The following is a 26,804-nucleotide window of genomic DNA, read 5'->3' on the forward strand; positions in this document are numbered from 1 at the left end:
TTTGCCAGTTCACAATGGCGGGTTCGCCAGGAGCGGTCAATGCGTCAGCAAAGAACATTCAATAACAAAATTGGTTTCGCCAAGCTTTGCACGGGCAGTTTGATGTCCTTGTGCATGATATGGGGGCTGACTGCTCATGCGCAGCAGAGTGCAGAGCCAGTCCATGCAGGCAGTGAAGAAGCCTCTGCAGCAGCGTCAGCAGCTGATGCGGGTGGGGGAAACACAGAGCCTGAGAGGTGGAATGCCAAGTTCCAGGCCACCTATGTCTGGCAGCGCAAGCCGTCCTTTTCTGCACCCTATACCGGAGAGAAAAGCCTGTTGCCGGGGCGCGAACGCAGCTACTCCTTCACGACCACTGCATCACTCGGATACCGTCCATGGGCCGGGGGGGAGGTCTATCTTGATCTGGAAGGCGCGCAGGGCATTCCTCTGTCTGGACTGGCAGGCCTGGGCGGCTTCACCAATGGGGAATTGGCCAAAACTTCGGGAGCAAGATTGAAGCTCTATCGCGCCCGTGCATTCTTGCGCCAGACCTGGAGTCATGGCGGCGAGCAAGAGGCGGTGGAGTCGGAGGCAAGGCAGTTGGCGGGCATGGTGGACAAGCGTCGTACTGTGCTCACGGTGGGCAATCTGGCGGTCATCGATATCTTTGACGACAACCGCTACAGCCATGATCCGCGCACGCAGTTCATGAACTGGTCGCTGATGACTCAAGGCGCGTTTGACTATGCCGCAGATGCCAGAGGTTACAGCTGGGGGGCGGTGCTGGAGTGGTTTCACGACGACTGGGAGGTGCGCTTAGGTCGCTTCATCCAGCCCAAGGAGCCCAACGGCCAGCCGCTGGACTATCGAATTTTCAAACACTACGGCGATCAGCTGGAAGTAGCCCACGCGCACACGCTGGCGGGCCAGCCGGGCAAGTTGCGTGCTTTGGTCTTTCGCAACCACGCCGTGATGACGCGCTATGACGATGCACTCAACCTGGCGGCGCAGACCGGGGCGGTGCCGGATCTGAATGTTGCGCGCTACGGTGCCAGAAGCAAGCAAGGCTTCGGCATCAACCTGGAGCAGGCGCTGAGTGATGACGTGGGTCTTTTTGCCCGTGGCAGCTGGGCCGATGGCAAGACGGAAATCTATGCCTTCACGGAAATCGACCGCTCTCTTTCTGCGGGTCTGCTGATCCAGGGGCGCAAATGGGGACGGGCGAACGATACGCTGGGCATAGGCGTGGCGCGCAATTTCCTCTCGTCCACACACCGTCGGTATCTGGCAGAGGGCGGGGTGGGGGCGTTCATTGGTGACGGGCGTCTGAACTACAAGCCCGAGAATATTCTCGAGATGTTCTACAGCGTGGGGATCAGCAAACAATCCAGCATCAGCTTTGACTGGCAGCATATCCGCAACCCTGCATACAACGCGGACCGTGGGCCCGTCAACGCACTGGCTGTGCGTTTGCACACCGAGTTCTGATCTAGAAAAACCGCAGGATGATCTGGTGCAGGCCTGCCGTCATCAAGGTATAGCGCAGGAATTTTCCAACTGCCATATAGGCGACGCAGGGCCAGAAAGGCAGGCGCACCCAGCCGGCGACCGCGCATAGCGGGTCGCCGACGACGGGCAGCCAGCTCAGCAGGCAGGCCTTGGCGCCGTATTTGCGCAGCCAGAAACGGGCGATGCGGTTCCAGCGTGACTTGTGGTGCATGTTCTGGGGCGGCGGCTCTCCATGTCGGCGCAGCTTTTTGGCCTTGTTCCAGGCCTGGTTGGCGGCCAGTCCCATCCACCAGCTGATGGCCCCACCCAGCGTGTTGCCCGCCGTGGCGACCACAATGGCGGGCCAGAACAGATCGGGGTTGGCTGAGACCAGTGCGGCCACCACGGGCTCAGAACCCAGCGGCAGCAGGGTGGCCGAGACCAGGGCCACGACAAACACGGTGCTAAGGCCCAGCTCCGGCAGGGCCAGCCATTGCAGCAACTGATGTATCCACGCTTCCATAGGGCGGCTAGTTTAGGCGGGTCGCTCAATTCCCTGAACTTTGCATCCTGTCATTTCTCGGTCATCGGCCATAGTTGCAGGCTGTTGATATATGGTTTCTTATCCAAATGCGTACACAGGTGTTATCCGGTAACGCCAGATCAATGGGAGTAGGAATGGCTTTCAGCCCTCTAAAAAAAATGATGCGATCGAGTCAGGCCGCAGGCCTGGCGGTCGTTTTGCTTTTGATAGCTGGTTGCGCATCGAACATAAAGACCATCGCGCCGTCCGATGCCAGATCAGCGGTCACGGTGGCTGCCGATCTGGTGCCGCTGGCGACGCTGGCGCCCGGCATCAAGCAGGACATGCGCTATGTCTCCAAGCACAACTTCATGGGCCGCCCCGTGGCTGGCTACGAAGCCGGGGTTTGCTGGCTCAGCCGCGTGGCTGCCGAATCTCTGGCAGCTGTTCAAAAGGAACTGGCTGGACAGGGGCTGGCTCTGAAGGTCTATGACTGTTACCGGCCCCAGGCGGCCGTCGACGACTTTGTGCGCTGGGGGCGCGATATGGCCGATCAGAAAAACAAGGACATGTATTACCCGCGCGTGCCCAAGAGCGAGCTCTTCAAACGTGGCTATATCGCCGAGAAATCGGGTCACAGCCGTGCCAGCACCGTGGACATGACGCTGCTGGTGGTGGATGCCAAGCGCGCCAGAAAGCTGGTGCGTGGCCCGCTGGCCGACGGTATCGAAGTGGACATGGGAACGCCCTTCGATCTATTTGACGAGCAGTCGCATACCGACAATGCCCAGCAATCGCCCGATGTGCAGCACAACCGCCGCTGGCTGCGCAGCCTGATGCAGCGCAACGGATGGAAGAACCTGCCAGAGGAGTGGTGGCATTACACGTTGGTCAGCGAGCCCTATCCCGAGCAGTACTTTGATATGCCGGTGCGTAAAAACTGAGACGCCGGTGCTGCATTGCCCGATAGTGACTCGCCTCGCAGGGTGATGCATGGAGTTTGGTTTTGCTGAAAATTTGAGCAGGTATAATTGCCCCCTCTTTTCCAGCGCCCGGTCCGTGCCAGACATTGTCTGCCGCAGAAACCAAATTCTCTCCATGCCCGCCCTGCACATTGGTCATATTCCATTGGCAAATCGTCTGTTTGTCGCTCCCATGGCGGGTGTGACGGACCGGCCGTTTCGTCAGCTGTGCAAGGCACTGGGGGCCGGTTACGCGGTCAGCGAGATGGTGACCAGCCGCAAGGACTTGTGGAACAGTCTCAAGACCAGTCGCCGTGCCAACCATGAAGGCGAGCCTGGGCCGATCTCGGTCCAGATTGCCGGCACCGAAGCGCCCATGATGGCCGAGGCTGCCATCTACAACATCGAGCGCGGCGCGCAGATCATCGACATCAACATGGGCTGCCCGGCCAAGAAGGTCTGCAACAAATGGGCAGGTTCCGCCCTGATGCAGAACGAGCCGCTGGCCGTGGAAATTGCCCAGGCCGTGGTGGAGGCCGCACGTCCCTACAACGTGCCCGTCACCCTGAAGATGCGCACAGGCTGGTGCGATACGCACAAGAACGCAGTTCTGCTGGCGCGCCAGTTTGAAGATGTCGGCATCCAGATGCTGACCGTGCACGGCCGCACGCGCGAGCAGGGCTACAAGGGCTTTGCCGAGTACGACACGATTGCGGCCGTCAAGCAGGCCGTCAAAGTGCCCGTGGTGGCCAATGGCGATGTCAACAGCCCTGAAAAGGCCCGCGATGTGCTGGCCTATACGGGGGCGGACGCCATCATGGTCGGCCGTGCAGCCCAGGGCAGGCCGTGGATCTTTCGCGAGATCGCGCACTTTCTGGCCACGGGCGAGCATCTGGCTCCTCCCCTGGTGGCCGAGCTGCGTCGTCTGCTGCTCGAACATTTGCAAGATCACTACAGCCTGTATGGCGAGGGAGTCGGCGTGCGCAGCGCCCGCAAGCATATTGCGTGGTATCTGCGAGCTCTGCCGGGCGGGGAAGAGTTCAGAAAACACATCAACACTATTGAGGACTGTGCGGTGCAATGGCAGGCCGTGGCCGACTATCTGGATGCCCTGGGGCAGCAGATGGAGCGGATCCCGGCGGCCACGGCCGCTGCTGAAGCAAGCAGCGAGCTGGACGAACCGGCAGAAATGGCTGCATGAGCAATCAGAATTTAGAACAAGTCGTTCGCGATAGCCTGGAGGGCTATTTCCGCGATCTCGAGGGCGAAACACCGGCCAATGTCTACGACATGGTGATTCGTCTTGTCGAAAAACCGCTGCTGGAAGTGGTGATGGGCCAGGCCGACAACAACCAGTCGCGCGCCGCCGAATGGCTGGGCCTGAATCGCAACACCCTGCGCAAAAAGCTCGTCGATCACGAATTGCTCTGAACGACGAAGCTACCAAATCCATAGCTGCAAGCGCTTGATATATATGCACTTGCAGCTTGTTTTTATCCAAACTTTGAATTGACGCCCATGAAAGCTCTGATCTCCGTCTCTGACAAGACCGGTATCGTCGAATTTGCGCAAGCCCTGCACGCTCTTGGCGTGCAACTGCTGTCCACCGGTGGCACCGCCAAGCTGCTGGCAGGCGTGGGCCTGCCCGTGACCGAAGTCGCCGAAGTCACCCGATTCCCCGAGATGCTGGATGGCCGCGTCAAGACCTTGCACCCCATGGTGCACGGTGGTCTGCTGGCTCGCCGCGAACTGCCCGAGCACATGGCTGCTTTGAAGGAACATGGCATCGAGACCATCGATCTGCTGGTCGTGAACCTCTACCCCTTTGAAGCCACCGTGGCCAAGGCCGGCTGCACGCTGGCCGACGCCATCGAGAACATCGATATCGGCGGCCCCGCCATGGTGCGTTCCGCTGCCAAGAACTGGAAGGATGTGGGCGTTCTGACCGCCGCCGACCAGTACGAAGCAGTGCTGGCCGAACTCAAGGCGAACGGCAAGCTGTCCGACAAGCTGCGCTTTGCGCTGTCCGTGGCGGCCTTCAACCGCATTGCCCAGTACGACGGTGCGATCAGCGACTATCTGTCTAGCGTCAAGTTCGAAGACGAAAAGCTCAGCGAAGAATATGTGCCCGAGCGCGCCCTGTTCGGCGGCCAGTCCAACGGCCATTTCATCAAGGTGCAGGATCTGCGCTACGGTGAAAACAGCCACCAGCAAGCCGCCTGGTACCGCGATCTGTACCCCGCTCCCGGCTCGCTGGCCACGGGCGTGCAGCTGCAGGGCAAGGAGCTGAGCTACAACAATATCGCCGACGCCGATGCGGCCTGGGAATGCGTCAAGAGCTTTGACACCCCTGCCTGCGTGATCGTCAAGCACGCCAACCCCTGCGGCGTGGCCGTGGGCGCGAATGCCTTCGAAGCCTATTCCAAGGCCTTCCAGACCGACCCCACCAGCGCCTTCGGCGGCATCATCGCCTTCAACCGCGCTGTGGACAAGGCCGCTGCCGAAGCCGTGTCCAAGCAGTTCGTCGAAGTGCTGATGGCTCCCGAGTTCAGCGCCGAAGCCCTGGAAATCTTCAAGGCCAAGGTCAATGTGCGCCTGATGAAGATCGCTCTGCCCGCCGGCGGCGCAACCGACTGGGACAACGGCCGCAACGCCATCGAGTCCAAGCGCATCGGCTCGGGCCTGCTGCTGCAGACCTCGGACAACCATGAGCTCAAGCTGGCCGACCTCAAGGTCGTGACCGTCAAGCAGCCTACCCCCGAAGAGCTTCAGGACCTGCTGTTCGCCTGGAACGTGGCCAAGTTCGTCAAGTCCAATGCCATCGTCTTCTGCAAGAATGGCATGACCATGGGCGTGGGCGCAGGTCAGATGTCGCGCCTGGATTCGGCCCGCATCGCCTCCATCAAGGCCGAAGCCGCCAAGCTGTCGCTGCAGAACACCGTCGTGGCGTCGGATGCCTTCTTCCCCTTCCGCGACGGCCTGGACGTGGTGGTCGATGCCGGTGCCACCTGCGTGGCCCAGCCTGGCGGCTCCATGCGCGATCAGGAAGTGATCGATGCGGCCAACGAGCGTGGCGTGGCCATGGTGTTCACCGGCGTGCGCCACTTCAGGCACTAATTGCTCCCCCTGAGGCGCTATCGCGCCTTCCCCCTCTCTGGCGCTGAGCGCCGGAGGGGGACGACACCCTCGGTGCGCGACGGCGCTTCCTTGGTGTCTCTGGTTTTAGGGCGCGCCAGTTTTGTGCTTTGTGCTCTGTGGCCGGCATTTGCTGGCCATTCTTTTTTGAATCTGGTGCTTGGTATGACAGATCCCATCGACGACGAAGAAAACTATCCGCCCAGGCCGCGCTGGATTGGCTGGCTGATCGGGCTGGTCATGCTGGCGTCGGCACTGGGCGTGGCCAATATCGGCTGGCGCATCATGCGGGTCAGCACGGCCGAGAAGGCGGCGGATGCGCTGGTGGCTGCCAAGCCCGAGCTGGCGGCGGCCCGAAAGCTGGTGGAGGGCGCAGATTGCATGCGCTGCCATGGTCTGGACCGCAAATTTGTGGGCCCGGGCTTTACGGAGATCGCACAGAAGTACGGCTCGCAAGCCGATGCCCAGAGCTATCTGGCAGACAAGATTCGCGGCGGCAGCGTGGGTGTCTGGGGCAATGTGATCATGCCGCGCCACCCGCAGATCAGCGAGGCCGATTCTCTGCAGATGGCCCGTTGGGTGCTGTCGGCTCAGGCGCCATCGGCTGCGGCTCAGTAGGCCCGGCTGCAGAGATCCTGCGTGAATTCAAAGGCTGCTAGCGCTTTGCGCTGCTAGCCTTTTTTGCTTTGCAGCCTGCGCAGGGTGGCAGGCCTTGCTTTCATAATCCGCTCATGGCAAAACCCGCGCGTGCTCCCGCTCTTCGCCCCGCCGATCAGGCAGTCCACGGATCCGGGGCTGGTCCGGCTCGCCAGCGTGGCTTTGTCTTCTGGGCCATATGGGTGAACATCGCCACCTACGCGATCTATCCTACGGCCAACTGGCTGGCCAGCCTGCGCGACCAGCGCTATGACTTCATCACGCGCTGGGATGCCATGATTCCGCTGGTGCCGGAATTCATCTTTGTCTATTTCTCGTTTTTCCCGTTTCTGGCCCTGCCGTTCTGGCTGGTGGGGCAGCCCGGCACGGCGGCGCTGGGCAAGCGCCAGGTGTTGGGTACGCTGATCTGCGGTCTGATCTTCGTGCTGTTCCCGGCAAATTTGGCCTTCGAGCGCGCGATTCCCGAATTCGAGCCCTATCGCAGCATTTTTGCGACCATGTTCTTGGTGGACAAGCCGCACAATCTGCTGCCCTCTTTGCACATCGTCTACACGGCGCTGACCTGTCTGGCCATCTGCCAGGCGCAATGGCAGCGTGGTCGCAGGGGGCTGTGTCTGCTGATTGCGCTATGGAGCGTGGCCATCTGCGCCTCAACCATGCTGGTGCATCAGCACCATGTGCTGGATGTGGTCACTGCGCTGATGCTGGTGCCAGTGCTTTGCCTGCTGATTCGCCCGGCCGATGTGCCGCCACAGCCTCCGCGTATCTGAGCCGGGCAGGATCGCTCTGCCTCGGGTCTTTTTGAATCCTGCGTCAGTGCTCGCTTGCATGCAGGACTGCAGCGCGATTTTTGAGCGCGGTGCAGGCTTCGTGAAACGCGGGCCTGACTAGTCTGTTTTGAGATGGGTGTGCAGCCGGGCCTGCACAAAACATGCAGATGGACTGGTGATGCTGCAGGGAATCTGCGCACCACTGGTGAAATCCCTAGGATGCCTTTTTGACAAAAAGGACCGGGCCGAAAGCGCCGCGCCAAAAGCGTGGCTAAGAACGTGTTTACGGTCTCCTCGCGCCGCGACAGTGGCTTTGCGGGATGGGATGCCAGGCGCGATACCGCAGCAATAGCCGTGCTATTGCGAGGATTCGCAACGCCGCAGACCGCCCCTGACCGGGCGTCCGCAAAGACACTGTCCCGAAGGGTTGGAGCGAAATCGGGCGATTTACTGCGCGCTGTCTCTTGCTTGCACCCCGGTGCAAGCGGCGAGCCATCGCTTCGAACTCATCCCGGTTGCGCTCCAACGCGGCTGCGTAGAGATCGTAAACACGTTCTCAAAGCCCGAGGATATGCATGCAGTGGCTGAAAACCAAAACCATTGAACAGGCGCTGGCCGATTCCGACGAGCCGGGCCGGCAGCTCCAGCGCACGCTGGGTGTTTTCGATCTGATGATTCTGGGCCTGGCCGTGGCCGTGGGCGCGGGGATCTTCTCGGTGGGGGCTCGCGCAGCCGGCAGCTTTGCCGGGCCGGCCGTGATTTTCTCCTTCATTCTGGCGGCCGCGACCTGCGCGCTGGCCATCATGTGCTATGCGGAGTTCGCCTCCACCGTGCCCGTCACGGGCAGCGCCTATACCTATACCTATCTGACGCTGGGCGAGGGCCTGGCCTGGATCATTGGCTGGAATCTGCTGCTGGAGATGATCTCGGCCGCTGCCGTGCTGGCCAAGTACTGGGGTATCTATCTGTCGGCCGTGTTCTCCACGGCAGGGCTGGAGATCGCGCAGAGCATCGAGATCGGCGGCTTCTCGCTGAACTGGGGGCCGTTCTTCATCGTGGCCGTGTTCACGGCCTTGCTGATTGCGGGCACCCAGGTCTCGGCCAAGGTCAACAACCTGTTCACCGTCATCAAGCTGGCGATCACCGTGTTTGTGATCGTCGTCGGCTTCACCTATATGAACACCGACAACTTCAGGCCTTTTGTGCCCAGTGCACAGCCGCCCGTGGTGGCTCATGGCGTGAGCGGTGACCTGTGGGGGCAGCCCATGCTGGCCTGGTTGTTTGGTGCCGAGCCCAGCCAGTATGGCTGGCTGGGCGTGATCTCGGGCGCATCGCTGGTGTTCTTCGCCTTCCTGGGCTTTGATGTGGTGGCAACCTCGGCCGAAGAGGTCAAGGACCCGCAGCGCACGCTGCCACGCGGCATTCTCGGCGGGCTGGTGCTGGTGACGGTGCTCTACATCCTGGTCACGCTGGCGCTGACCGGCATGGTGCCCTATACGGCACTGGCCAGGGCCGAGAACCCGTCGCTGGCCACTGCATTCATTGCCGTGGGCGCCGGCTGGGCGGCGCAGGTCATCTCGGTCGGCGTGCTGATCGGCATGACCACCGTGGTCATGGTGCTGCTGATGGGCAGCTCGCGCGTGTTGCTGGCCTTGTGCCGCGACGGCCTGCTGCCGCGCAGCTGGGGCGTGACATCGGCCAGGCGCAAGACGCCGGTTCGCCTGCAACTGGTTGTGGGCGTGATCGTGGCGCTGCTGGCAGGCTTTACCAAGGTGGAGCTGCTGGAGGAGATGATCAACATCGGCACGCTGTCGGCCTTTGTGCTGGTCAGCATCGGCGTGCTGGTGCTGCGCAAAAAGCGTCCCGACGCCGGAGCCGGCTACCGCGTGCCTTTTGTGCCTGTGCTGCCAGTGCTCTCGGCCCTGCTGTGCTTTTATCTGATGCTGAATCTGACCACGCTGACCTGGCTGCGCTTTCTGGGCTGGATGGCGCTGGGTGCTGTGATCTATATGGCCTATGGCATGCGCCATTCGCGCCTGGCTCAGACGGATAAAAAGTGAGCTGTTAGCGCTTGATATTCATTGATTTCAATATGTTTAATATCTGAAATCGTTTGATATCAAGCGCAAGAAGCTATCAAAAAAAAGCCCTGCAGGGAACGACCTGCAGGGCTTTTGCATTGGTTAGAGTGCTGGGCATGAGTACCGAACCCACCGAGACCACGCCGACCCGCTCCCCCACCCAGTCCGCCGAAGACGGCCAGCAGCGCTGCCGCTGGTGTCTGGCCACGCCGGGCTATGTGCACTATCACGACCGAGAATGGGGATTTCCGGTGGGCAGCGATCAGCGCCTGTTCGAGAAACTCTGTCTGGAAGGCTTTCAGTCCGGCCTGAGCTGGCTGACCATTCTCAACAAGCGCGAGAACTTTCGCGCGGCCTTTGCGGGTTTCGATTTTCATCGCGTGGCGCAGTTCGGCGAGGCCGATGTGCAGCGCCTGTTGCAGGACGCGGGTATCGTGCGCCACCGCGGCAAGATTGAAGCCGTGATCAACAACGCCCAGCGGGCCATCGAAATGGTCCAGGCCGAAGGCTCTCTGGCCGCGTTCTTCTGGCGCTATCAGCCTGCTGAGCCATCGACAGGCACGACCATTCAGGCCCAGACGCCGGAGTCACAAACCCTGTCCAAGGAGCTCAAGAAGCGCGGCTGGAAGTTTGTCGGGCCGACCACCATGTATGCGCTGATGCAGGCCATGGGCATGGTCAACGACCATGCGCCGGGCTGCATCACCAGAGCTGAAGTGGAACGCGCCAGAGCCGCTTTTCAGAGGCCCTGAGGGCGGGCTTGTTCCGCCTTGCCGGCCCGGGGGTCAAGCCTTGACCAGCAGCCCCGGCGCGCTGGTCAGAACTTTCATGGAGGCTTCGGTGCTGGCGGTGAACTGGCGGCTGCTGATGGTGTTCACATATACCCAGTCGGCGCGGCAGGCATCCGCCGTGGCCGTCACCAGCATATAGCCGCGGCGCGAGGTGTCGCAGTATTTGAGCGGCTTGATGAGCTGCTGCAGCGCAGCGGCCAGCGTGGCGGGGTCTTCGCCTGGCAGGTATTCCTCGAAGCCTGGCGAGCTGACCGAGGAGGTCGCAAACTCCACGCCCACGGCCTTGCCGTTCATGTCCTGCAGCTCGCTGGCCCAGGCGTTGTGCGTGTCGCCGGCCAGCACCACCAGCTTCTTGCCGAGCTGACGCGCGGAGCCCAGAACGGTCTCGCGCGCGGCCTGGTAGCCATCCCAGGCGTCCAGGTTGTAGGGGATCGAAGGCTGGGCCAGGATGGCCTGCTCCTGAGGCGTGAGTGTGGCCGGCGCGGTCTGCGCCTTGGCAACCAGCGCTGCGTACTGCGAGACTGATACGCCCGCGCCGGCTTGGATGGTCTCCATGAGTATGGGAGCGGGAATGTTCATGCGCCCCATCAGCACCTGCTGGCCCAGCACCTGCCAGGTGGCACGGGAGGCCGCCATCTGCTGCTGCAGCCACTGTGTCTGGGTCTGCCCCAGCAGCTGACGCGACGGATTGGCCATGGCCGTGGCGAAGCCCGCCGAGTCGATGCCGCCAGAGGTCATGAAATCGGCATAGTCCAGCTGCTTGTCGCGGCCTATCACGCGGGTGTCCAGCATGTGCAGCGAGACCAGATCGCCAAAGTCGAAGCTGCGGTAGATCCGCTCGGCGCTCGCGGTGCGCGTGGGCATCCACTCGTGGTAGGCCTGCATGGCAGCGGCCTTGCGCATGGCGAAGTCGCCCTCGCCGGGCTGGTGATTCTCGGCTCCCGCACTCCAGGTGTCGTTGGCAAATTCGTGGTCGTCCCAGATGGCAATCATGGGCGCGGCGGCATGCAGGGCCTGCAGGTCGGCATCGCTCTTGTACTGGGCATGGCGCTGGCGGTAGTCGGCGAGCGAGAGAATTTCGCCGGCAGGATTGACCAGACGACCCATGGCCTCGGCCTGGGCCGAGGCATAGCCGCCGCGCGCGTATTCATAGATGTAGTCGCCCAGGTGTACCGTGGCGTCCAGGTCGCTGCGCCTGGCGGCATCGGCATATACATTGAAGTAGCCGGCCGGGTAGTTGGCGCAGGAGAAGACAGCCAGTCTGACCTGGGCCACCGAGCCGGTGGGCAGGGTACGCGTGCGTGCTGCCGCCGAAGTCACGCCATGGGCGCGGAAGCGGAAGTGATAGACCGTGGCAGGCTTGAGGCCGGCTGCATCGACCTTGACCGTGAAGTCCCTGGCGGCGGTGGCGCTGCTCTCGCCGCGCGCCACGATGGAGGCGAACGCCGCGTCGCTGGCCAGCTCCCATTGCACGGGAATGTCTGCCTGGTGGCCGGCGGGCGGGGTGACGCGGGTCCAGAGCATCACGCGGTCGGACAGCGGATCGCCGCTGGCCAGGCCATGGACGAAGCGGACTTCGGGGTCGGCCGGCTTGGCCTCTGTCTGGCTGCCATCGCCGCCGCCGCAGGCCGCGAGCGGCAGCACGGACATAGCGCCGGCGCTCCAGGCCATCTGGCGCACAAAGCGGCGGCGGTTCAGTTCACTGGCTTGGTCGGTGGTGCCCTTGAGCAGGTTGTGCAGCGGCGGCTTGCTGGATTCGTCGGTCATGGTGCTTTCATTGCTGACAAAAACGCGAGCGTGGCAAGCGTCCATGACGTGGCTGTGAAACGCCGAGCCGCTGCGGCTGAAGCCGGCGCAGGCGCAGTCCGCCGCCAACAATGAAAAAGCCCTGCAGACATGGTCTGCAGGGCCTGTTGGGCGGGCAGGGATTTACAGTGTCTTGAACACTTCGCGGGCCGCTTCTATGGTGCGGTCGATATCTTCGTCGCTGTGCGCCGCGCTGACAAAGCCTGCCTCATACAGCGCCGGGGCAAAGTAATGACCGCGCTCCAGCATGCCGTGGTAGAACTTGTTGAAGACCTTGCCGTCGGTCTTCATGACCTGGGCGTAGTGCGTGGGCAGCTCGGGCAGGAAATAAAAGCCGAACAGCCCGCCTTGCCAGTCCACGCTGAAGGGAATGCCGGCGGCATTGGCTTCGGCCTTCAGGCCCTGCATCAGGTGGCCGGTCTTGAGGTGCAGCTCGGCGTGGAAGCCGGGGCGGCTGATCAGCTCCAGCGTCTTCAGGCCGCAGGCCGTGGCAATGGGGTTGCCTGACAGCGTGCCGGCCTGGTAGACGGGGCCCAGCGGCGAGAGTTTTTCCATGATCTCGCGGCGGGCACCGAAGGCCGCCATGGGCATGCCGCCGCCAATGACCTTGCCCATCACGGTGATGTCGGGCGCAAAGCCTTCGATTTCCTTGGCGTACAGGCTTTGTGCGCTGCCCAGGGCGACGCGAAAGCCCGTCATGACTTCGTCATAGATCAGCAGCGCGCCATGCTCGCGGGTCAGCTCGGAGATGCGGCGGGTGAAGTCCACCGAGGCGCGCACAAAGTTCATATTGCCGGCAATCGGCTCCATGATGACGCAGGCAATGTCGCTGCCCATCTTGGCAAAGGCCTCTTCGAGCTGAGCAACGTCGTTGTACTCCAGCACGATGGTGTCCTTGGCCACATCGGCAGGCACACCGGCCGAGGAAGAGGCGCCGAAGGTGGCCAGACCCGAGCCGGCCTTGACCAGCAGCGCATCCGCATGGCCGTGGTAGCAGCCGTTGAACTTGATGATCTTGTTGCGGCCCGTGTAGCCGCGCGCCAGGCGCAGCGCGCTCATGCCGGCTTCGGTGCCGGAGCTGACCAGGCGCACCATGTCCATGCTGGGCAAGAGGGCGCGGATCTTCTCGGCCAGCACGACTTCGCGCTCGGTGGGGGCACCAAAGCTGAAGCCTTCGAGCACGGCGGCCTGCACGGCCTCGACTACTTCGGGGTGACCGTGGCCCAGGATCATGGGGCCCCAGCTGCCGATGTAGTCGGTGAACTGCTGATCGTTCTGGTCCCAGAAATAAGCGCCCTGGGCGCGCTTCACGAAGCGCGGCGTGCCGCCCACGGCGGCGAAAGCGCGCACAGGCGAGTTCACGCCGCCGGGGATCACGCCCTTGGCGCGTTCGAACAATGCAATATTCAGATCAGTGTTTTGTGTCATGAGAGGGAATCACAAAGCCTTCAATCGGCTTGGAGTCGGGTTCGTCATCGGTGGCATCTTCGGCCTGCTCGTCTTCGGACTCCTCGTCCTCGGTGGGCTGGGCCCAGAACAGGCGATCGGGCAGATAGTGGCCCATGCCGGGGCGAAAACCTGCATCCAGGCTGTGGTCCAGGTATTCCAGTGCCTCCAGCGTCGCGGCGCCCAGATCGTTGCCGGTGGCCAGCAAGGCCGTAATCGCAGCGGACAGCGTATCACCGGCACCTGTGAACGTGGCGTCAAACATCTCGTACTTGCTGTTGCCCAATACGGACTGGGCCGTGGTCAGCACGTTGTCCACGAACTGGTCGGGCAGGGGGATGCCGGTCACCAGCACATAAGGCACTTCCAGTGCCTCGGCGGCCATGGCAATGTCGCGCGCCGTGGGCGCACGGCTGTTTTCCCATTCAGGCAGCAGCCAGCGCCACAGCGTGTTGTGGTTTCCAACCAACACCGAGGTTTGAGGCAGGACAAGCTCCTTGAACGCATCCAGGTACTGATCCTGCTTGTCGTCCTCCCACCAGGACAGGTCCGGCATATAGCTGATGATGGGAATGTCGGGGTAGTCCGATGAGATAGTGGCAATGGCGGCCAGGTTGGCAGGGCTGCCTACAAAGCCGACCTTGATGGCGGTGACGGCAATGTCCTCCAGCACCATGCGTGCCTGCTCGGTCACCGCGTCATCGTCGAGTGCAAAGTGCTCGTAGATGCGGGCCGTGTCTCTGGCGTAGGCGCCGCAGGCCACTGGCAATGCATGACCGCCGATGGAGGAGATGGTGGCGATGTCGGCCGAGAGCCCGCTGGCTCCGCTGGGGTCACTGCTGTTGAAAGACAGCACGCAGACGGGTGCTGATTCTGTCGCTTCTTCCTGGCGGGTGCGGCGAGGGGGAGTGGAGGAGATGGGGTTCAATGCCATGGCGCACCCCAGTTTGCACCCGGGAATGCAAGGGTGGGAGCCGGGGTTGTGACTAGATACAATCGTTGCATTCTATGTGAAGCCCCTTTAAGCTGTGACTGACCCTAAAACCTGGATGTGTTTGACCTGTGGCTGGCTTTATGACGAAGCCCAAGGCTGCCCCGAACATGGAATTGCTCCAAACACCCGCTGGGAAGATGTGCCCATGAACTGGACATGCCCGGAATGCGGTGCACGCAAAGAAGATTTTGAAATGGTGGAAATCTGAGTGCAAGAGTCGCTCACTCCATCAACGACCGAATTGGGAGGAATTTCACCGTGACAGCATCTGGTGCGCCTTTGCGCGTTCTGGTCGTGGATGACAGCAACACCATCCGCCGCAGCGCTGAAATTTTCCTCAAGCAAGGTGGTCACGAAGTTCTTCTTGCCGACGATGGCTTCGATGCCCTGTCCAAGGTCAATGACTACCAGCCCCAGCTCATCTTCTGCGACATTCTGATGCCCAAACTCGATGGCTATCAGACCTGCGCCATCATCAAGCGCAATGCTCGCTTTGCCAATACGCCCGTCGTGATGCTGTCATCCAAGGACGGCGTATTCGACAAGGCTCGCGGTCGCATGGTGGGCTGCCAGGACTATCTGACCAAACCGTTTACCAAAGATCAATTGCTGCAAGCCGTACAACAATTCGCGCTGCAAGCTGCAGATGTGGGAGCTGCATGATGACAATTCAAAAAGTTCTGGTCGTTGACGATTCCAAGACGGAGCTGATGGCTCTGAGCGATATCTTGCAAAAGCAGGGCATGCAGGTGCGTACCGCGGAAAATGGCGAGGAAGCCATGAAGCGCCTGGCCGAAGACAAACCCGACCTGATCCTGATGGATGTGGTCATGCCTGGACAGAACGGCTTTCAGCTGACCCGCGCCATTTCTCGCGATCCCCTGTATGCCGATGTGCCCATCATCATGTGCACCAGCAAGAATCAGGAAACCGACCGGGTCTGGGGCATGCGTCAGGGCGCACGTGGCTATATCACCAAGCCCGTGGATGCCGCCGAGCTCCAAGCCAAGATCGCAGCGCTATAACGAGCCGCGCTGCTTATGGCGAACCGTGAAGCCCTCCGAGATCTCCAATCCCGTCTGGCCGGGCGCCTGCAGGCAGCACGCAGCGAAGGCGTCAGCGTTGCTGCCTGGCTGGCAGTGCAGGCTGGCGGACGGGATTATTTGCTGCCGCTGAATCAGGCAGGAGAAATCTTTCCCTGGACCGGCGTTCAGCCCGTCCCATACACACAGGCCTGGTTTCTGGGCATCGCCAATCTGCGCGGTGCTTTGATGGGGGTGGTGGATCTGGCTCAATTGCTGGGTCATGGAAGTGTCCGCAATGAGCAGGAACTGATGGACTGCAGCCTGCTGGCCTTCAACCCTGCATTGGAGGTCAACGCGGCCCTGCTGGCCGATCGTCTGCTGGGCCTGCGTGCCGCAGACGCGTTTTCCAAGGCCGAGCCTGCGCCTGAGCGTTCCCCGAGTTTCTTCGGAGCCGTCCATATCGATGCGAGCGGCCGCCGCTGGCAGGAGCTGAAATTGCAGTCCCTGTCTCAAACCGCCAAATTTTTGAGCATTCGTGCTTGAGGTTCCTGGATACAGCGCTATGTCCTTTGCACAGAAAATAAATCAGTGGTTCCGACGCAAGCCCATCGCGGCTGCCGTCAGTGGTGATAGCAGCATGATGGGAGACACGGTCGTACAGGATATGTACGACGGATCGCTCAATAGCGTGCAGGGGGCACCTTCCGTCTTCGGCGTCGAGGAGGCCAGCCGCGCGGACGAACTGGTGAGCCTGCCTATTCTTGGTACGGCCACGACTGCCAAGCATCAGCGCACCTTGTTTACCTTGCTGGGTGGATCGGTGCTGGTGCTGGTGGTTCTGTCGGCATGGATGCTGCGCGAAGCAGGCAACTCCAACCAGCAACTGGCGGCGACCGGCCAGGCATTGATGCAGTCGCAACGTCTGGCCAAGTCGGTCTCCATCGCCATGACGGGAGCCGCTCCTGCGTTTGCCGACGTCAAGGACAGCGCCGGTGTTTTGGCGCGCAACGTGCGAGCGCTGGCTGCCGGCGATTCCGATCTGGGCGTGAACGCGCTGGGTGGCGGTTTGCAGGACGAGCTCAGCTCCATCAGCACCCTGATGGAGCGAGCGGAAAAGAGCGCCGGGCTGATTCTCGGACAGCAAAAGACTCTGACTCAAGTGGGCGACGCGCTGCGCACCATCAACCGCCAGTCCTCCGATCTGCTGGAAACCGCGGAAACCATTTCTTCGCTGAAGCTGCAGCAAGGCGCTGGCGCGGCCGAGATCTCTGCTGCCGGTCAACTGGTGATGTTGACTCAGCGTATTGCCAAGTCTGCCAACGAATTCCAGACCCTGGAGGGCGTGAGTCCCGAGGCCGTTTTCCTGCTGGGCAAGGACTTGAATTCCTTCAAGGAAATCTCCGAAGGTCTGCTCAACGGCAGCGCTGAAATGCGGCTGTCGGCGGCACGCGATCCTCAGGTGCGTGAACAGCTGGAGACGCTGATCAAGCAGTACGACGATACGCGTACCCAGGCCAGTGCCATTCTGGGCAATCTGCAAGGGCTGGTGTCGGCCCGGGAAGCGCAGACCAGCATCAACAATGACAGCGAACCGCTGCGTCAGCAGCTGGAGCAGTTGCAGACGGCGCTGCAGGGGTTGGGCGGGGCCAGCATGCTGCAGCTGGCGCTGCTGGCCATCGCCATTTTGACCGCGGTTCTGAGCGGTATCGGCATCTCGCGCGTGCAGCTGCTGGACAGCCGGGCGCGCCAGCAGGAAGCCGAGCGTCACCAGGTCGATGCCCGTTTGCAGGAGCAGGAAGCCAAGCGCATCAACGACGCCAACCAGGCGGCTATTTTGCGTTTGATGAACGAGTTGCAATCGGTGGCCGAGGGCGATCTGACGCAGGAAGCCACCGTGACCGAGGACATCACGGGCGCGATTGCCGACTCGGTGAACTACACGGTGGAAGAGCTGCGCGCTCTGGTGGGATCGGTGCAGAACACCGTGACCCGCGTGGCCCAGACCACCGAGCAGGTGGACGTCACCTCGACCGAGCTGCTGGCTGCATCGAACGAGCAGCTGCATGAAATTCGCGAAACCGGCAAGTCGATTCTGGACATGGCCGGCCGTATCAACAATGTCTCGGCTCAGGCGCAGGAATCGGCCCAGGTGGCCCGTCAATCGCTGCAGGCTGCGGACTCGGGTCTCAAGGCGGTGCAGAACGCCATCGGCGGCATGAACTCCATCCGCGATCAGATTCAGGATACCTCCAAGCGAATCAAGCGTCTCGGTGAGTCGTCCCAGGAGATCGGTGAAATTACCGAACTGATTTCGGACATTACCGAGCAGACCAACGTGCTCGCATTGAACGCCGCCATTCAGGCTGCGTCTGCAGGTGAAGCAGGTCGCGGCTTCTCGGTGGTGGCGGAAGAAGTGCAGCGCCTTGCCGAACGTTCCGCAGATGCCACGCGACAGATTGCCGCGCTGGTGAAGGCCATTCAGACCGACACCCAGGATGCGGTGGCCGCCATGGAGCGCTCTACCCAGGGCGTGGTGGAAGGAGCTCGTCTGTCCGACTCTGCAGGTACTGCACTGTCTGAAATCGACAGCGTGTCGCGCCGACTGGCCGAGCTGATCGAGCAGATTTCCAACTCCACATCACGTGAAGCCAATATGGCCAACGGCGTGGCGGAAAACATTCAGCACATTTTTGCCGTGACCGAGCAAACCGGTGAGGGAACCCGCACCACTGCGCAGCAGGTGCGAGAGCTCTCCCACATGGCTGAAGAGCTGCGTCAGTCTGTTTCCCGATTCAAGATTGCCTGATTTGACTGGCTCTTTCTCTCATAAAAATGCACGACCCTTGAGGGTTAAGGAACTAGAGCATGTCAGTGGTTGACGACTCGCCAATACGTACAGCCATGTCTGCAACTGCAGAGCAGGATCTGGGCCCGCTGGCCTGGGTGCTCGATGAAGTGCGCAAGTCGCTGGAGGCAGCGACCAAGGCTGTGAGCCGTTTCATGCGCGATGCGGATGCGGCCCGTTTGTCTGATCTAGAGGAGTTGGATACATCGGCACTGCGCATTGCACGCCAGCAGCTGCATCAGGCCTGTGGTGCTCTGGAGATGGTGGGGGTCACCGCCCCGGCTCAGGTGCTGCGCAGCATGGAAGCTGCGGTCAACCGCTTTGTACAGCGTCCCGAATACTGCACGCAGGAAGCCGCGACCACGCTGGAGCGCACGCACTTTGCGCTGATGGAATTCCTGGAGGCCGTTCTGGCCGGTCAGCAGGTCTCGGCCGTAGCCCTGTTCCCTCAGTACCGTGAGACCCAGGTGCTGGCCGGCAATGACAAGGCCCACCCGGCTGACCTATGGCCTGCCGAGCGCCGTGCACGCGAGCCCCGCTGGACCGGGACCATGCCGGAGCCACTGGCCTATGGCCCACATGCACGTGCCATGCTGGACGGTGTGGTGCTGCGCATGGTCAAGAGCGATGACCGCGAGGCGGCAGCCCAGATGTGCGAGCTTTGCCGGCGCTTTGCGGCAGCTCAGTCCGAAGATGTAGCGGCGCGCAGTTTCTGGAAAATCGCTGCGGCCTTCTTCGACGGCCTGGCACGTGGACTCATCACTGCCGATATCTACGTCAAGCGCATGGCTTCGCGCGTGCTCATGCAGTACGCCAGCATGGCCAAGGGCGACAGCCTGCCGCCCGCGCGCCTGCTGCAGGACCTGATGTTCTTTTGCGCGCAGGCCAAGCCCCGCGAGCAGGCCGGTGAGAGTCTGAAGGCCGTACACGAGGCCTATGCCATGGAGCAGATGCCGGTGGTGGACTACCACGTGGCGCGCTATGGCCGCTTCGATCCCTCGGTGCTGGTGCAGGCGCGCAAGCGCATTGCGGCCGCCGCCGAGACCTGGTCTGCCGTAGCGGGTGGCGACCGCAGCAAGATCAGATCCATGGCCGAGCAGTTCGGACTGGTGTCCGAGTCGCTGGTCAAGCTGCAGCCTGTCAGTCACGGGCTGGCGCGCGCGCTGATTCGTGTGGCGGAGACGGTGGAGCGCATTGGCGAGCCACCACCGGCCGAGCTGGCCATGGAGGTGGCGACCGCAGTGCTGTATCTGCAGGCCAGCTTCATGACCGCCGGGCATGACGACGAAATACAGGCCGCCCAGTCCAGCGTGCTGGTCCAGCGTCTGGATGCAGCTTTGCATGGCGCGCAGTCCGAGCCGCTGGAAATCTGGATGGAGGAGCTCTACCGTCAGGCCAGCGACCAGCAGACCATGGGCTCGGTCGTTGGAGAGCTGCGCATCACCCTTGGCGAGGCAGAGAAGCAGCTGGATCTGTTCTTTCGCAATCCCGCGGACACCTCGGTGCTGGCATCGGTACCGGGCCAGATGGCGCAAATGCGTGGGGTGCTGTCGGTGCTGGGATTCGAGCAGGCCGCGACCGCCATGCAGCGCATGCGTGACACCGTCGAGCATCTGATGCTCGGCGAGGTGACGGTCGAGAACCAGCCTCGCATCTTCGAGAAGCTGGGCAGCAGTCTCGGTGCCATGGGCTTTCTCATCGACATGCTCAGCTACCAGCGCAATATGGCGCGCAAGCTGTTCGTCTATGACGAGGAGAAGGACGAACTGCGCATCGTCATGGGTCATAGCCGCAGTCGCGGCCCCGAAGCCTTCCGTCCCACCGTGGATATTCCCATGGATGGCGTACCGTCTTCTGGACAGACTCCGGTCGCTTCGGCTGCCGTGATTGCTGATCCGGCAGTGGAGCCCTCGGTCGCCGCACCGCCACCGCCTGTCGAAGTGAGGCCAGTTCCCGCTGCTGTGGCGAAGCCAGAGCAGTTGCAAGTCAGGCACATCGAGGACGAGGACACCCCGCCGTGGGCAGTGACCGAGCCAGGTGCCTTGCCCGAGTTTGAGGCAGTACCCGCACCAGCCGTGGCAGAGTCGGCCGGCGTGGGCTCCGATGCCCTGGCCGATGCCATGGCTCAGGTGTTTGCGGGCATGCAGTCGGGCAAGCAGGCAACTGACGAGGCGAATGTCGCTCGGGATCTGGCAGTGGCAGTCGCAGCTCCTGCGGGCGTGCCTGCGGCTGCTACGGTGCCGGCAGCCGAACTGAGCACTGTAGATCTGGACGGCGACGATGAGCTTCTGTCCATCTTCCTGGAGGAAGCCCGCGAAGTCGTGGATAACGGCTTGCAGGCCCTCAAGGTTTTGGCGGACGAACCCGGCAATCTGAGCGAGCAGACCACGCTGCGCCGTGCGTTCCACACGCTCAAAGGCAGCTCGCGCATGGTGGGGCTGGATGAGTTTGGTGAAGCCGGCTGGGCCATGGAGCAGATGCTCAATGCATGGCTGGCAGAGCAGCGACCCATGCCGCAGGCCATGCAGCAGCTGGCTCAGGATGCCCTGAAGGCCTTTGCCGTCTGGGCACAGGATATCGAGAACCAGCAGGCGCAGAACTGGTCGGCCACGGCCTTCCGTGCCGCTGCAGACGCCATGCGTCTGCAGGGCGAGCGTGCCGAGGTGGCCCTGGTTCCGCGTCGCTGCGAGCGCGCCCAGGGCCTGGAGTCGACCGAGGCTGCCGCCGCCGCGGATGCACCCGTGCTGGAGCTGCCTGTAGCGCCCGAGCCGATCGCCGAGCCGCAGTGGCCACTGGAGCCACAGACCGTGGCCGCAGAGCCCGTATTTGCGATGCCGGAGCTGGAGTTCCCGCAAGAAGAGCTGTCTGCGCAGCCAGATCAGGAGCCGGTGGCTGAGCTGGAGGCGGCAGCAGCCGACTTTGCCTTGCCGGAACTGGATATTCCAGACGACCTGCTGCATCAGCTTCAGGCACCCGATGCGCTTGAAGCGTCCGCATTGTCTGCTCTGGAGTCGGCGGCAGGGTCTGAGCCGGAGCGGATGGAGGACGCAGGGGAGGTTCAGCCTTCGCTGCAGGAAATCACCGCGGCAGAAGAGGTGCAGGAGCTGGATTTTGCCGCCTTCGAAGCGGCCATGCGTGAAAGCGAGCAGGCTGCCATAGACATGCAGACTGCCGTGGAGCCCCCCGCCATGGACGCGGTTACCGGGGTGCCGGCCGCTGTGGAGATGGCGCTCGAGCTGCCGTCTGCAGAGGCTGCGATCGAGCTGGAGGCCATTGAAGCCTTGCTGGATGGCGTGCCCGAGCCAGTCATGGCCGAAGAATCCGCTCAGCTGCCGGAGCCCGAAGTCTCGGCGGTTGAGCCGGTGCTCGAACAGACCGAACAGACAGGTGAGCCGGACGACGGCTATCGCAATATAGACGGGCTGCGCATCAGCGCAGCGCTGTACAACGTCTATCTCAACGAAGCAGACGAGTGGTCAGAGCGACTGGGCGAGGTGTTGCAGCAGTGGTCGCAAGAGCCGGCTGCCGTCATTCCCGACGACGCGATCGCGCTGGCGCACTCCCTGGCAGGCAGCTCCGGCACCGTGGGCTTCAAGGCCTTGTCGGAGCTGGCGCGTTTGCTCGAGCATGCACTGCTGCATCTCCAGCCTCAGGGCTATGCCGGCGCGCTGCAGATTCAGCAATGCGTGACCGCATCCGATGAAGTGCGCCGCTTGCTGCATCAGTTTGCGGCAGGCTTCCTCAAGGACGCTTTACCCGCTGTCGAAGACGCACTGCGTGAAATCCTGAATACTCCGATCGATGCCGGTGCAGCAGCTGAAACTGCCGATCTCGAGCTGTCCGATCTGGCCGAGCTGGATGAGGCAGAGTGGCCCGAGGTGCAGGCGCTGCAGCCGCCTGCAGATCCCAAGGACTTGCCGCTGGACTTTGCTGCCGAGCTTTCGCAGGACGGGGCCTTGCCCGAGCTTGCGGGTGATGGACCCAAGGATGTGGCCGAGGAAGACGTGGGAGCATCGGCAGCCGACCCGTTGCTGGATGCCGTGGTGAAAGCCGCGGATCAGGCACCGTATTCCATGGTGCCTGCCGCGGGCAGCGTGGAGCATGAGGCCGAGCTGCAGCGCCGCATCGATGAAGCCATTGCTCTGGCGGTGCATGCCGGTGACGACGAAGACGATATCGATGTGCTCGATCAGGTCGATGCCGACCTGTTTCCCATTTTCGAGGAAGAGGCCATCGACCTGCTGCCCAAGCTCGGTGCTGCACTGCGCCGTTGGCATGGGCGCCCGACGCTGGATGAGGCTCGCAACGAAGCCCTGCGCGCTTTGCACACCATCAAGGGCAGTGCCCGCCTGGCGGGTGCCATGCGCATGGGTGAGATGGCCCACCGCCTGGAGTCGGCGGTGGAGCGTATTGACCAGGAGCGTCCCGCAGCCGAAGCGATCGAGCCGCTGCTGAGCAGCTTTGACGCTTTGCAAGCCAGCTTCGATGTGCTGCGCATGGCCGGTGAGCAGGAGTCCGAGCAGCCACTGGCTCAACTGGACGATCTTCTTGCTCAGGCGCCTCTGCATCTGAGCGCGGCGGAGTCTGCTGTAGAGCAAGCAGCGGAAGCTCAAGCCGGAGAAAAGACTGCCGCAGATTTTGAGCAGGCCATTGAGCTGCCGGCTCCGGTGGTGCCGCGTCCTGCGTCGCAGCAGACCGTGCGTGTGCGGGCGCAGCTGCTGGACCGTTTGATTTCCCAGACCGGTGAAGTGCTGATTGCCCGTTCGCGTGTCGATGCGCGGCTGTCGCAGGCGCGTTCGGCGCTCAATGACTTGACGGGCAACCTGGAGCGCCTGCGCACGCAGCTGCGTGACATCGAGGTGCAGGCCGAAAGTCAGATGCAGTCGCGTCTGGCCCTGTCCAAGGACACGGCAGCCGGTTTCGATCCGCTGGAGTTCGACCGTTTCACCCGCGTGCAGGAACTCACGCGCATGATGGCCGAATCGGTCAACGACGTGGCCACCGTGCAGCGCAATCTGCAGCGGGATCTGGCCGCTGCCGAAGACGATCTGGTGGCCCAGGGCCGGCAGGCACGTGATCTGCAGCGAGATCTGCTGCGCACGCGCATGGTGGAGTTCGACTCCTTTGCTGAGCGTCTGTATGCCGTGGTGCGCCAGACGTCCAAGGAAATGGGCAAGCAGGTGCGCCTGAACATCCTGGGCGGCACCATCGAAATGGACCGAGGCATGCTGGAGCGCATGATGCCGGCCTTCGAGCATCTGCTGCGCAACTGCGTGGCTCACGGCATCGAGTCGCCCGAGCGGCGCCAGGAGCTGGGCAAGCCGGCTGTCGGCACCATCGAGATCGTGCTGAGTCAGGAGCGCAACGACGTGGCGCTGTCCGTGGAAGACGACGGGGCCGGTCTGGACCTGGAGCGGATTCGCGCCAAGGCCATCAGCCTCAAGCTTTGGACCGACGAGCGTCCCATGACGCTGGAAGACGCGGGGCGCCTGATTTTCGAGCCGGGCTTCAGCACGGCCGCCGAGGTGACGGGTGTTGCCGGCCGCGGCATCGGCATGGATGTGGTGCGTTCCGAAGTGAATGCTCTGGGCGGTCGTATCGAAACCCATACCGAGCCAGGCCGTGGCAGCGCCTTCCGGCTGGTTGTGCCGTTGACCACGGCCGTGACCCAGGTGGTGATGCTGCGCATGGGCGCCGTGTCCATGGGCGTGCCCGCCAACCTGGTGGAAATCGTGCGTCGCGTGCCCGTCGATGTGCTGGAGGAGAGCTACCGCAAGCAGGAGTTCCAGGACGGCAGCGAAGTCATGCCCTTCTATTGGGCCGGCGCGCTGTGGCAAACCTCGCTGCGCAGCGAAGAAAACCTCGGTCGCACGCGCCCCGTGGTGATAGCTCGCAGTGCCTCGCAGCGTGTGGCGCTGCATGTGGACGAAGTGCTGGGCAACCAGGAAGTGGTGATCAAGAACCTGGGGCCGCAGCTGTCGCGTCTGCCCGGTCTTACCGGCATGTCCGTGCTGCCCTCGGGGGCCGTGGTGCAGATCTACAACCCGGTGGCGCTGGCCAACGTCCATGGCGAGCAGGTGCGAGCCATGCTGGCCAGGGCCGAGCAGGCCGCAGCCGATGGCGAACTGCAGGCTCACTCAGGCGGTGCCGATCTGCTGGGCGCCGAGGCTGCGCAGACCACGGTGCCACTGGTGCTGGTGGTGGATGACTCCATCACCGTGCGCCGCGTCACCCAGCGTCTGCTGCAGCGCGAAGGCTACCGTGTCACGCTGGCCGCTGACGGCCTGCAAGCCATGGAGCGTCTGCAGGACGAGCGCCCGACCCTGGTGCTGTCGGACATCGAAATGCCGCGCATGGACGGCTTTGATCTGTTGCGCAATATCCGCGCCGATCAGACGCTCGAAGGCATGCCGGTGGTCATGATCACTTCGCGCATTGCCCAGAAGCATCGCGAAATGGCCCGCGACCTGGGAGCCAATCACTATCTGGGCAAGCCTTATTCCGATGAGGAACTGCTGGGTCTGATCCAGCATTACGCCTTGCAGCGCAGCGGCCCCGCGCCTGAGCGCAGCCCGCTCGGCGGGTTTGCGGCCGAGGAGTCAGGAGTGGCTGTCGAATAAGGTTTGCTCCTCATAACAGAGCGGCTTGCGCTGATCCGGATTGCATTTCAGATTGATATTGATCTGAAATACATGAAGGACGTGCGCAAGCCGCTTCTTTTTTTGAGTGATAGCCTATTGGACGGCTGGCAGCCGAGTACACCCGGATGTGGGGCTCCGCAGGGCCAGGAGCCAGGAAAGCTCAAGCTTCTTTCTTGAGGATTCCGTAGCGCGCCAGGGTTTTCTCCCGCGCCGCCGCATGATCCACGACGGGCAAGGGATAGTCGCGCCCCAGTGCGATGCCTGATTCGGCCAGCTCCAGCGGCTTGGCCAGCCAGGGGGCATGCCGCAGCTTGGCCGGCAAGGGCGTCAGCTCGGGGACGTAGCGCACGATGAACTTGCCGTCCGGATCGAACTTCTCGCTCTGGGTCACAGGGTTGAAGATGCGGAACCAGGGCTGGGCATCGCAGCCCGTGGAGGCCGCCCATTGCCAGCCGCCGTTATTGGCCGCCAGATCGAAGTCATTGAGCTTTTCGGCGAAATAGGCTTCGCCCCGGCGCCAGTCCAGACCCAGGTCCTTGACCAGAAAGCTGGCCGTGACCATGCGCAGCCGGTTGTGCATATAGCCGCTGGAATTGAGCTGGCGCATGGCGGCATCGACCAGCGGGTAGCCGGTGCGGCCTTCGCACCAGGCGGCGAAGAGGGTGTCGGCCTCGGCTCCCGTCTCCCATTCGATGGCGTCATACGCCGGCTTGAAGCTGCGTTCCACCACATAAGGCTGGTGGGCCAGGATCTGGAAGTAGAAGTCGCGCCAGATCAGCTCGCTGAGCCAGGTGGCCGCCCCTTCGCGTGCCGCGGCAGACCAGTCCTCGTTGTGGGCCGCCTCATGGGCGAGGCGGGCCAGCTCGCGTATCGACACGGTGCCGAAGCGCAGATGCACGCTGAGATAGCTGGGCCCCTTGAGGGCCGGAAAGTCGCGTGCCGTCTTGTACTGAGGCAGGCGCGGCAGAAAATCGGCCAGCAGCTGGCGCGCGCCGCTGACGCCGGTGGGCAGGCGCAGGCCGGCCAGCGTGTCCGGGGCAAAGCCCAGATCCGCAGCCGAGGGGATCGGGCGGCGCTCGGTGTCCGGCAGATCGGCCAGCTTGCTCGCCAGATCGCGCTCGCTGGGGTAGGCCGAGAGATAGAACGGTGTGATCTTTCGCAGCCAGGCGTTCTTGTAGGGCGTGAAGACCGAAAATGGCGACAGGCTCTGGGTCAGTACCTCGTCGCGCGCAAAGATGCGGTGGTCCTTGAAGCGCAGCAGCAACTGCCCCTGGCTCTTGAGGCTGCGCGCCACCTGGGCGTCGCGGGCGATGGCCGCAGGCTCGTCGTCGTCGTTGCAGAAGACGGCGCCCGCGCCCAGCTGCCGGGCCAGGGCCGGGATGATGTCCTGGGGCAGGCCGCGCCGCGTGATCAGCCCTGCCTGCGGGCGTCCTGCGGCCTCGCGCAGGGCGGCATCCAGCTCGCTCAGACTCTGGCAGATGAACTCCACGCGGCGGTCGGCGCGGGGCAGGGCGGCAAGAATGCTGTCGTCGAAGACAAAGACGCAATACAGCTTTTCACATTGCTGCAATGCATGATAAAGGGCCGCGTTATCTGCCAGACGCAGGTCGCGCCGCAGCCAGATCAAGCCCACAGGGTAAGAAGGAGTCATGGATCGC

20 protein-coding genes are annotated in these 26,804 nt (G+C 62.7%); 15 read left to right on the forward strand and 5 right to left on the reverse strand.

Annotation, left to right across the window (positions count from 1 at the left end):
• Positions 1–102: 102 nt before the first annotated feature.
• Positions 103–1,470, forward strand: coding sequence for a carbohydrate porin (locus ACWGXF_RS13795; protein WP_452102043.1), 1,368 nt, complete (start codon positions 103–105; stop codon positions 1,468–1,470).
• A 1-nt stretch (position 1,471) separates the two neighbouring features.
• Here ACWGXF_RS13795 and ACWGXF_RS13800 read toward each other — a convergent pair whose 3' ends face one another.
• The gene (locus ACWGXF_RS13800; RefSeq protein WP_256628535.1) at positions 1,472–1,993 is read right to left on the reverse strand and encodes a YqaA family protein; all 522 of its coding nucleotides are present in this window, start codon (positions 1,991–1,993) and stop codon (positions 1,472–1,474) included.
• 179 nt (positions 1,994–2,172) lie between these two features.
• Here ACWGXF_RS13800 and ACWGXF_RS13805 point away from each other — a divergent pair, with 179 nt between their 5' ends.
• The 8 genes from ACWGXF_RS13805 (at position 2,173) to ACWGXF_RS13840 (ending at position 10,350) form a co-directional block, all read left to right on the forward strand.
• Complete coding sequence (locus ACWGXF_RS13805) at positions 2,173–2,937, forward strand: M15 family metallopeptidase (protein ID WP_231879740.1); 765 nt, start codon at positions 2,173–2,175, stop codon at positions 2,935–2,937.
• Between the two features lie 154 nt (positions 2,938–3,091).
• Positions 3,092–4,156, forward strand: a complete 1,065-nt coding sequence (gene dusB, locus ACWGXF_RS13810; RefSeq protein WP_003071134.1) for a tRNA dihydrouridine synthase DusB — start codon at positions 3,092–3,094, stop codon at positions 4,154–4,156.
• On the forward strand, positions 4,153–4,386 hold the full coding sequence (locus ACWGXF_RS13815; RefSeq protein WP_003071135.1) for a Fis family transcriptional regulator: 234 nt from the start codon (positions 4,153–4,155) through the stop codon (positions 4,384–4,386). Before dusB ends, ACWGXF_RS13815 begins: the two co-directional genes overlap by 4 nt.
• 87 nt (positions 4,387–4,473) lie before the next feature.
• Positions 4,474–6,072, forward strand: a complete 1,599-nt coding sequence (gene purH / locus ACWGXF_RS13820; protein ID WP_003071138.1) for a bifunctional phosphoribosylaminoimidazolecarboxamide formyltransferase/IMP cyclohydrolase — start codon at positions 4,474–4,476, stop codon at positions 6,070–6,072.
• A 183-nt stretch (positions 6,073–6,255) separates the two neighbouring features.
• Complete coding sequence (locus ACWGXF_RS13825; protein ID WP_054075487.1) at positions 6,256–6,708, forward strand: c-type cytochrome; 453 nt, start codon at positions 6,256–6,258, stop codon at positions 6,706–6,708.
• Positions 6,709–6,821: 113 nt separating this feature from the next.
• Positions 6,822–7,517 (forward strand): phosphatase PAP2 family protein, encoded by a 696-nt coding sequence (locus tag ACWGXF_RS13830; protein WP_054075488.1) that lies wholly within the window; start codon positions 6,822–6,824, stop codon positions 7,515–7,517.
• Between the two features lie 575 nt (positions 7,518–8,092).
• Entirely contained in the window at positions 8,093–9,577 is a 1,485-nt protein-coding gene (locus ACWGXF_RS13835; RefSeq protein WP_256628534.1) for an amino acid permease, read from the forward strand.
• 137 nt (positions 9,578–9,714) lie between these two features.
• Complete coding sequence (locus ACWGXF_RS13840; RefSeq protein WP_087866188.1) at positions 9,715–10,350, forward strand: DNA-3-methyladenine glycosylase I; 636 nt, start codon at positions 9,715–9,717, stop codon at positions 10,348–10,350.
• A gap of 33 nt (positions 10,351–10,383) precedes the next feature.
• On the opposite strand, the gene ACWGXF_RS13845 is transcribed toward ACWGXF_RS13840, so the two are convergent.
• The 3 genes from ACWGXF_RS13845 to thiD form a co-directional block, all read right to left on the reverse strand.
• Complete coding sequence (locus ACWGXF_RS13845; protein WP_256628533.1) at positions 10,384–12,156, reverse strand: alkaline phosphatase D family protein; 1,773 nt, start codon at positions 12,154–12,156, stop codon at positions 10,384–10,386.
• Between the two features lie 162 nt (positions 12,157–12,318).
• Positions 12,319–13,623 carry a glutamate-1-semialdehyde 2,1-aminomutase gene (hemL, locus tag ACWGXF_RS13850; protein ID WP_256628532.1) on the reverse strand — a complete coding sequence of 435 codons (1,305 nt, stop codon included), beginning with the start codon at positions 13,621–13,623 and terminating at the stop codon, positions 12,319–12,321.
• A complete protein-coding gene (gene thiD, locus ACWGXF_RS13855) occupies positions 13,607–14,575 on the reverse strand; it encodes a bifunctional hydroxymethylpyrimidine kinase/phosphomethylpyrimidine kinase (protein ID WP_012839730.1) in 969 nt (322 codons plus the stop codon). The genes hemL and thiD overlap by 17 nt, the downstream gene beginning before the upstream one ends.
• Before the next feature lie 115 nt (positions 14,576–14,690).
• Between thiD and ACWGXF_RS13860 the strand changes: the two genes are divergently transcribed.
• Genes ACWGXF_RS13860 through ACWGXF_RS13885 form a run of 6 tightly spaced genes read left to right on the forward strand, consistent with a single transcriptional unit; the run spans position 14,691 to position 25,125 of the window.
• Positions 14,691–14,843, forward strand: a complete 153-nt coding sequence (locus ACWGXF_RS13860) for a rubredoxin (protein WP_034399566.1) — start codon at positions 14,691–14,693, stop codon at positions 14,841–14,843.
• A gap of 50 nt (positions 14,844–14,893) precedes the next feature.
• Entirely contained in the window at positions 14,894–15,298 is a 405-nt protein-coding gene (locus ACWGXF_RS13865; RefSeq protein WP_003071158.1) for a response regulator, read from the forward strand.
• Positions 15,298–15,660, forward strand: a complete 363-nt coding sequence (locus ACWGXF_RS13870) for a response regulator (protein WP_003071159.1) — start codon at positions 15,298–15,300, stop codon at positions 15,658–15,660. The genes ACWGXF_RS13865 and ACWGXF_RS13870 overlap by 1 nt, the downstream gene beginning before the upstream one ends.
• 15 nt (positions 15,661–15,675) lie before the next feature.
• Positions 15,676–16,203 carry a chemotaxis protein CheW gene (locus tag ACWGXF_RS13875; RefSeq protein WP_003071161.1) on the forward strand — a complete coding sequence of 176 codons (528 nt, stop codon included), beginning with the start codon at positions 15,676–15,678 and terminating at the stop codon, positions 16,201–16,203.
• Between the two features lie 19 nt (positions 16,204–16,222).
• Positions 16,223–18,466, forward strand: coding sequence for a methyl-accepting chemotaxis protein (locus tag ACWGXF_RS13880; protein ID WP_059440723.1), 2,244 nt, complete (start codon positions 16,223–16,225; stop codon positions 18,464–18,466).
• A 59-nt stretch (positions 18,467–18,525) separates the two neighbouring features.
• Positions 18,526–25,125 carry an Hpt domain-containing protein gene (locus ACWGXF_RS13885; protein WP_256628531.1) on the forward strand — a complete coding sequence of 2,200 codons (6,600 nt, stop codon included), beginning with the start codon at positions 18,526–18,528 and terminating at the stop codon, positions 25,123–25,125.
• 181 nt (positions 25,126–25,306) lie between these two features.
• Here the strand turns inward: ACWGXF_RS13885 and ACWGXF_RS13890 are convergent, their stop codons facing one another.
• Positions 25,307–26,797, reverse strand: coding sequence for a cryptochrome/photolyase family protein (locus ACWGXF_RS13890; RefSeq protein ID WP_256628530.1), 1,491 nt, complete (start codon positions 26,795–26,797; stop codon positions 25,307–25,309).
• Positions 26,798–26,804: the final 7 nt, after the last annotated feature.

It is taken from the genome of Comamonas sp. HJ-2 (assembly GCF_053615495.1).